This is a genomic window from Desulfovulcanus sp. (genome assembly GCF_982781345.1).
On record NZ_CEYAEZ010000084.1, the window covers coordinates 1 to 7,499 of the forward strand.

Annotated in this window: 9 protein-coding genes; 1 reads left to right on the forward strand and 8 read right to left on the reverse strand. The window is 43.4% G+C overall.

The window, feature by feature from the left end; genetic code table 11:
• A partial coding sequence (locus AC3WVG_RS10720; protein ID WP_488798111.1) for a transposase occupies window positions 1-450 on the forward strand: 450 nt, incomplete at its 5' end.
• Between the two features lie 200 nt (window positions 451-650).
• Here AC3WVG_RS10720 and AC3WVG_RS10725 read toward each other — a convergent pair.
• The 8 genes from AC3WVG_RS10725 to AC3WVG_RS10760 all read right to left on the reverse strand — a co-directional run bounded on the left by AC3WVG_RS10725 (window position 651) and on the right by AC3WVG_RS10760 (window position 7,026).
• Window positions 651-1,421, reverse strand: a complete 771-nt coding sequence (locus tag AC3WVG_RS10725; RefSeq protein ID WP_488798112.1) for an aminotransferase class IV — start codon at window positions 1,419-1,421, stop codon at window positions 651-653.
• Window positions 1,418-2,698 (reverse strand): chorismate-binding protein, encoded by a 1,281-nt coding sequence (locus AC3WVG_RS10730; RefSeq protein ID WP_488798113.1) that lies wholly within the window; start codon window positions 2,696-2,698, stop codon window positions 1,418-1,420. The genes AC3WVG_RS10725 and AC3WVG_RS10730 overlap by 4 nt, the downstream gene beginning before the upstream one ends.
• Window positions 2,670-3,206: an anthranilate synthase component II gene (locus AC3WVG_RS10735; RefSeq protein ID WP_488798114.1), complete on the reverse strand. Its 537-nt coding sequence runs from the start codon at window positions 3,204-3,206 to the stop codon at window positions 2,670-2,672. The genes AC3WVG_RS10730 and AC3WVG_RS10735 overlap by 29 nt, the downstream gene beginning before the upstream one ends.
• The gene (locus AC3WVG_RS10740; RefSeq protein WP_488798115.1) at window positions 3,203-3,982 is read right to left on the reverse strand and encodes an inositol monophosphatase family protein; all 780 of its coding nucleotides are present in this window, start codon (window positions 3,980-3,982) and stop codon (window positions 3,203-3,205) included. The genes AC3WVG_RS10735 and AC3WVG_RS10740 overlap by 4 nt, the downstream gene beginning before the upstream one ends.
• Before the next feature lie 184 nt (window positions 3,983-4,166).
• Window positions 4,167-5,123 carry a hypothetical protein gene (locus AC3WVG_RS10745; protein WP_488798116.1) on the reverse strand — a complete coding sequence of 319 codons (957 nt, stop codon included), beginning with the start codon at window positions 5,121-5,123 and terminating at the stop codon, window positions 4,167-4,169.
• Between the two features lie 3 nt (window positions 5,124-5,126).
• On the reverse strand, window positions 5,127-5,372 hold the full coding sequence (locus AC3WVG_RS10750; protein ID WP_488798117.1) for a hypothetical protein: 246 nt from the start codon (window positions 5,370-5,372) through the stop codon (window positions 5,127-5,129).
• A 52-nt stretch (window positions 5,373-5,424) separates the two neighbouring features.
• Window positions 5,425-5,796, reverse strand: coding sequence for a VanZ family protein (locus tag AC3WVG_RS10755; RefSeq protein WP_488798118.1), 372 nt, complete (start codon window positions 5,794-5,796; stop codon window positions 5,425-5,427).
• 57 nt (window positions 5,797-5,853) lie between these two features.
• The gene (locus AC3WVG_RS10760) at window positions 5,854-7,026 is read right to left on the reverse strand and encodes a DegT/DnrJ/EryC1/StrS family aminotransferase (RefSeq protein ID WP_488798119.1); all 1,173 of its coding nucleotides are present in this window, start codon (window positions 7,024-7,026) and stop codon (window positions 5,854-5,856) included.
• Between the last annotated feature and the right edge of the window lie 473 nt (window positions 7,027-7,499).

Sequence of the window (7,499 nt, forward strand, 5' to 3'; positions counted from 1 at the left end):
GGCCTGAGCAAGCATGGAGCAGTATTGATAAATGTGACAAGTGCTGGATACCTGACCGTTTTTGACTGTAGAAAAATATGTTTCCTTGGAGAAGAAGATTTTTGTAAGGGGAGAGGAGTACGAAGGGCAGCCCTGAAATCATGGAAGACAGAGTTTACCGCTGGTCTGCGGGAGGCCTTGCTGGAACTGGAGACCAAAGGATTTCTCACAGCGACAGCATATAGAATCAAAGAACAACTAAGATGGATACGCCATGCTGAAAGCAAGGGCTTAAATGGCGAACCACTCGTTTTCTCAGAAGAACCACTGAAACCCATTGGCAAGGCGTTAGAAATTTTCAAAAAACATATTATCGTAATAGGCAGACGTTGGAAGTCTGGTCATACCAATGCCCGGCTAGAAGGGCTAAACGGCTTGTTCCAGGCAGCACGTGCAAGAGCTAGAGGGTAACGTAATGTGGAAAATTTCATCACCATGGTCTATCTCATTGCAGCCCCCAATTCAGGCTCTACTCCAAACAGAAATTCCACAGTAAACGTCGAAGAGCCTAGTTGGATAGCCTTTACCCGTTGGTAGTGGTTACGTGGCCAAGCCCTCAATCCTTGTAAATGCGTGTTGGATGAAGAAGTAGGAGCACGCTGTACCCTTACTTAAGGAAAAAGAATTTTTTCCGAAACCAATCGACAGGTTTTATAATCTGGCTCAAACTTGAAATCGTCTATCTGGATCACAGGCTTCATGCCGATGAGCGAGTTAAGGATATAAACGTGTTTAAACGAAGGCAGGTTATCTAAGCTTATGACCTCTTCCCTGATGTCTATAACTGAACGGGCCACGGCAGCACTCGTGCCGGGGAGTTTATATTTTGAGGCCGGGGAGTAAAATTTTATTCCATCGTTGAATAACAGAGAAGCAGTGGAAGCTTCCAGTACATGACCCCTGTTATTTGTGATCAAAGCGTCATCAAAGCCTTTTTGTAAAGCCAAAGCTCGCTCGAGATAGTAATACATGTAGTTCATAGTCTTATGCGAGCTTAAATATGAGTGAAGATGATTTGGTGAAATAAGCAGGCGGTAAGTTTTGTCCGGGGCAGGCGAGTAAGGGAGAGCAGCAATAAGAGGTGGTGAGGCTGCTGTGTCAGAGTCCAGAAAATAGTAGATATTTATCCGGGCAAAGTCGTCTAAAAGACCATTCTGATAAAGAACTTCCTGGATCACCGATTCGAAATCCACGCGTTGATAGGGCACGCTGAATGTTTCAAGGCTGGAGAACAGGCGAGTTAGATGGGCCTCCAGGTGGCATACTTTTTTTTGGTTATAAAACAGGGTTTCAAAAAAGCCAAAGCCGAATTTAAAGGCCGCACTTTGAACATTTAACCTGATATGGTCTTCATGAAAATCGTTTTTGTAAAAATAGATCATGATTGAACTATGTCCAGAAATTTTTCTGCTTTAGCCAAAGTTTCCAGGTACTCTTTTTCAGGATCAGAGTCGATGACGATGCCGCTACCGGCAAAAAAGTGAAATTTTTTGGCCCTGGTATCGTAATAACCGGTTCTGATGGCAATGGATGAATCCATATTTTTTTTGTCCCAAATTATAAAGAATGTCCCGCAGTAAATGTCCCTGGCATGAGGCTCTAGTTCTTCGATAAGCTCCATGGATTTTTTCTTTGGGCAACCAGTGACAGAACCTCCGGGAAATGCATCCAGTAAAAGATCCACGCAAGTTCTATCTTCACGCAGCCTTCCCTGAACACTTGAATACATCTGAATCAAATTGTCCACAATAAAAGTTGATTTATGGCCGTTCACCCTCACTGTTCCGTATGCACAATTATAGGAAATGTCGTTTCGGATCAGGTCTACTATCATGGATAACTCTGCATCTTCCTTATCGGATCTGGTCAGCTGCGAAATAAGGGAAGGAGTAAAGCGCTTGAAAGAGAGCGTGCCTTTGATAGGCTGGGACAAAACAGTGCCGTTTTTAACCTGGAGGAAACGCTCAGGAGAAGTTGAGATGATCCGGTGCTGGCCGCTATAAAACCAGGCGTAAAATGGGGCAGGTTTTTTGCGCCAGAGATGAAGAAATAGATCAAGGGGGTTCAGGTTATTAAAGTCTATGGAAAACTTAATGGAAAGATTTAGTTGGTAAGTGTAGCCACCACGGATATAGTCCAGGACTTTTTTCACGCCCTGTATATAAGCGGATCGGTCCAGAGAGCGGATGAGAGGTCCTTTTAATTCGCTACCAACCTGGGAAGGAGTAAAATCAAGATCAAGCTGACCTGACTGGAAAACGAGCTTTTCCAGTTCCCTAGTGTCTTCCCCATAACTATATAGATCGAGTTTTTTACTCTCTAGATTATAGACAAGCAAAGCTTTATATTTTTTCAAATGGCCCAGGGGAAAATTTATGGTCTTACTTGTGGGTATGGAGTGTAATTTTAACCCATAGGTATAGCTTAAAAAACCAAAAGTAGGACTTGGACTGGAAAAGACAAATTTGCTGATGTCTTCTTGTTTGGTCTCTTCGTTTACGATCAGGGAGTCGCCAGGGTTAATTCCAACCAGGCATGTGTTTTCGCCTGGATATCCTGGTCCGGACAAGAAAAGGTCGGCCATGTAATGCCAGGCCAGGTGTGCGGCAATGGCTATAAACCTTTCAGGTTCAATTGAGCTCGAAAAATTTAAGGGCATAGTCGATAAAATTTTCTCCGTCCTGAGTTAAAAACGACTCCGGATGGAATTGATAGCCAAGAATTTTGCGAGATTTGTGGCGTACAGCCATGGGGATGCCGGTAGCGTTGATTGCAATTACCTCTAGACAATCAGCTACCTGGCTTAAGTAAAGCGAGTGGTAGCGGGCCACTGGATAGTTTCGGCCCATAAATCTGATTACATCGGTTTTACCATGAATGCATCCGGATAGGGGCACTGTTTTTCCGCCAAAAAATTCATTAATAATTTGCATACCCAAACATATACCCAGAATGGGTATGTTTTGGGTAAAAAGATATGAATACTGAGGGTATTCAGATGGTTTTCCTGGCCCAGGTGAGATTACTATAAAGTCGTACTCTTTAGGCTGTTCTAAAGTTAACTCGTTATACGGGATAACCTTAACCTTTCCCTTTGTTGTCGTGGCCAGAAGATGTTCCAGATTGCAGGTGAAGCTGTCGTTATTGTCAATCAGAAGGATGTTCATCTCAGTAAATCTACCATGGCCTGATGAACAAGGCCATTGGTGGCCAGGATTTGACGATGTCCCAGGGTATAAGGCTTATCGGAAAATGTGGAAACCTTTCCTCCTGCCTCCTGGACAAGCAGGAGCCCTGCGGCTGTATCCCAGGGTTTTAGTCCCAGTTCATAAAAGGCATCATAGCGACCACATGCAGTGTAAGCCAAATCAATGGCTGCCGAACCTGGTCGGCGCACCCCGCGCGCACTAACGAGCACCTTTTTTAAATAAGTCATTATCTCATCAATGTCCTCTCGAACTGAGTATGGGAATCCGGTAGCCACGAGGCTTTGCTCCAGTGCTTTTGTAGTCGAGACCGAAATTTTTTGATCGTTTAAAAAAGCCCCTTTATTATGTGCGGCCCAGAACATTTCTTTTAGAATAGGCAAATAAACAAACCCTAAGAGGACATTGTTTTCCGCCCACAGGGCAACAGAAATGGCCACAAATGGAATGTGGTGAGCGAAATTGGTTGTTCCATCCAAGGGATCAATGATCCAGGTGAGGTTGCCTGGTTTTGTGGTGCTAGCTGATTCTTCAGCCAGAAAACTGGCCTGAGGCAGGATGTCTTTGAGAGAAGATTTTAGTTTATCTTCAACAGCCACATCGGTATCTGTAACCAGATCAATGCGGCCTTTATGTCTAACTTGTTTTGGCCGGTCCCAATTATGAAGGATGATTTTCCCGGCTTCTAGAATAGCTTCTTTAGTTTGGTCGATTAAATTTTGCTCGATTGTGAACATGGAAACAAAGGTTAAGGGAAAAAGGTCAAAAGGTCAAAAGGCTAAAGAGTCTGTGCAAACCCTACTGCGGCAACCAGGGAAAAATTCTACTACGGAATCACATATCCACTGACCATCTTACCTACTTAACCACTCACCTACTCAACTACTCAACCCAAGTGCAGCCATCAGATGCACCCACTGTTCAAAAAACATAATAATAGACCAGAGCCACAAGCATAAGACTGCCTATTCTAAAGCTTTGATTGAAAAAAATTAACCTCACTGCCAGGGCTGGTTTATAAATACCTGCATAATATGGTAGTTGATGACGGATGGCCCGCATGGGGGAGGAGAGAATATTCCCCACGATTAGGGCCAGAACCACTTCTTTAATCATTAAAGAACCGCTGTCTAAAAGAGCACCAGCTGCAGCCAGGCCGGCAGTAAACTCTGCAGCTAATTGGAGGGCGACGATACTTAAGGCCTGGGGTGGGAGCCAGGACAAGACGTCGATATATTTGGCCATGATGTTTTCCAAATTCTGGAAGACTCCGAAGCGGTGTAGGAAAAAGACGAGCACATAGATGGGCACAGTATAACTCAAAATTTTGCGCATTCTTTTGCCAAATCTCTTCCAGGTTTTTATGGCAATCTCTTTCAGGTCAAAGCTGGCCTCGTTGGGTAGCCTGTAGCTCTGACCAGACTCTTTAGGGGCTGGCAAAATAAACCTGGCCAGGAGAACAATAAAAAAGGTGCGTAAAAAAGCAGAAGAGATGGTCAGCATGAAGTAGGGAATGGCTGCCTTTTTGATTAGTGGCGCAATAATAAAGAAAGTTGTGGGCAAGTGTAAGAAGTAAGTTGGCAAGGAGTTGAACAGATTGGAGAGGATGAGTTCTTTTTTACTGAGGCGGCCCTGGTCATAGGCCTCAGCAAGCATGGTATTGGCTGTAACTCCTGAAAAAAAAGCCAGGGAGAAGCTCGCCCCGGAAATATCTTGAAGATGGCCTAACTTTACCAGAGGATAGGCCAGTCTGGCGATAAATCTGGTCCAGTTCAGGGATTCAATAAAGTTGCCAATAAAAACGCCTAAGGAGATAAAAAAGCAGAGCCGAAGTAAAGGCCATCCTAGTCCAGACCATAAAGAATGCAACTCAGGCATGGTTTAGGCTTTTTTAGTCTCTATCCAATTTGATACTGGATTAAGAACAAACTCCTGGCCATTTATCTGGATTATACCATTCATTTGTAACTCGGCAATTGATTTAGAGAGCATCTCTTCTGTGGCGTTCCACCTGGAATGTACATTTTCCATATTCAAAGGTGCCTCTGCCGCAATCAGTGCATCAAGCAGAAGGTATAGAGAAATTGCTTCTACAGACAGGCCTAGTTCAAAGATTTTGTTGTCCATAATGCTTCTCCTTTGTTCGTCTCTCAATCCTGAGACTCGGCTCTAACCAGCTTTATTTGATTTTATTATTCGAATATTTTCCTTTATAAGCAGTTTGAAAAATCCATAATACCAAAAGACCAAGAATAATACCTAAGGAATTGGCCAAAACATCCTTTATGTCTCCTGTTCTATTTACGGGCAGGACACTCTGCAAAAATTCTATAAAAGAGCCAAGTATGGTCAAAACCACGAAAACAAAAACCCGGCCATGGCGATCAAGAGGCCAGGGATAGAGCATGGCCATAAAAAAATAGGCCAGGCCGTGGAGCCATTTGTCTCCGTGCCTGACATCAAGGGAAATATCCAGAGGAGTCAGGCTGGCGCAGATAAGCCAAAGGAGATAGGCAAACCAGAGGAAGATGTGCCAGCGGGTGTTAAGCATTAGGTACCATTTGTGAGCTTGTCGAGTTTGTTCTATGCTGCTTGATTCCTTTAGTCATTAAACTGCCTCCTTGACCAGCCTAAAAATCTTTTCCTGCATATCAGGTTCAAGGTAGGGATGCATGGGTAGGCTAAAAATACGTTCACCGATATTTTCGCTGATTGGAAAATCACCCTGTTTGTACCCCAGGTAATCAAATGCCTTTTGCAGGTGCAGTGGTTTGGGATAATAAATAGCTGTGGGAATATTATTTTCTTTTAAATGTGCTAGAATTTTGTCTCTCTGGTGATTATTTTCAGCCAGGAGTGAATATTGGGCCCAGACTGAGGTCCGGTCAGCAGGTACTTGGGGAGTGACTAGCTCTGGTAGCTGTTCAAAGAGCCGATTATACCTCTCGGCCACCTGCTGCCGAAGCTCAATCTCCCGTGGAAAAATTTCAAGCTTAGTCAGTAGTATGGCGGCCTGTAAGGTGTCCAGGCGCCCATTAATGCCTATGCGTATATTTTCATACTTGTCCTTGCCCTGACCATGAATGCGCAAAGAACGCAAGCTTTCAATTATATCCTGTTCATTGGTAAAACACATCCCTCCATCGCCATAGCAGCCCAGGGGCTTGGCCGGGAAGAAAGATGTGCAGGAAATATCTCCAAAAGAGCAAGCCTTTCTGCTTTTATAAGTAGCTCCAAAGCTTTGGGCTGCATCCTCGATTAGCTTTAAGTTCTCCTGTCTGGCAATCTCAGTGATTTGATCATAATCGCAGGGCAGGCCAAATAAATCTACGGTAATAATGGCCTTGAGCGATACGGAACTAGGTTTGATATTGGCCGGGAGAGGGCAAAGGGTTTGCTCATTATTTTTTATGGTCCGGATGGTCTTTTCAAGTTCATTGACAGACAAGTTGTACGTTTCGGGATCAATATCGACAAAAATAGGAGTGGCCCCAAGAAAGGCTATGGTTTCAGCCGTGGCAAAAAAAGTAAATGGGGTCGTGAGTACTGCATCTCCGGGGCCGATATCCAAGGCCATGAGTGCTAAAATTAAGGCATCTGTACCTGATGAACAGGCCAGGGCGTAATCTGTGTTTACATATTGACTTAATTTTTGCTCAAGTTCACTGACTTCCGGCCCCATAACATAGGCCCCGTGGTTTAGGACCTTGTCTATCCTTGCCTTAACCTTGGACTCGATTTTTTGATATTGAGTTTTTAGATCGATAAAAGGGATATTCATCTATTTTCTCCAATTATTATTAAAGCTTGAAGCTCAAAGTCGAAGACCGAGTACGCAAATTTAAAATTAGAGTGTTCAGCTAGAAGTTGAAAGATTCGTTTGGAGGGAGACATTTAACGAATCATGAACCATGAGAATTTTGAAAAATACGAAATTAAATTATAGCCTTATGAGTATAAGAAAATAGCATAATTTTGGTGAAAAATCATTAGGTAATTTTCTTTAGAAATTGGGGGGTTAGCTTTTGGGTGTAACCTGTTGATATTTATAATTTATTGTTATTTACTCGCTGTTTTAAGCTTATGGAGTCTGTGGCCAAACCTTACTTAAGAGGACAACCTGAATCCGTGAAAGTGAGTAAATTTTGTTTATCGACAATTATCAATCCGGAACTTTTGTCAAACAGGCGAAAAAACTCCCTCGAAGGCAGCCTGAATTAAAATTTTAACACGATTAGTTGGAGTTATGGGGCA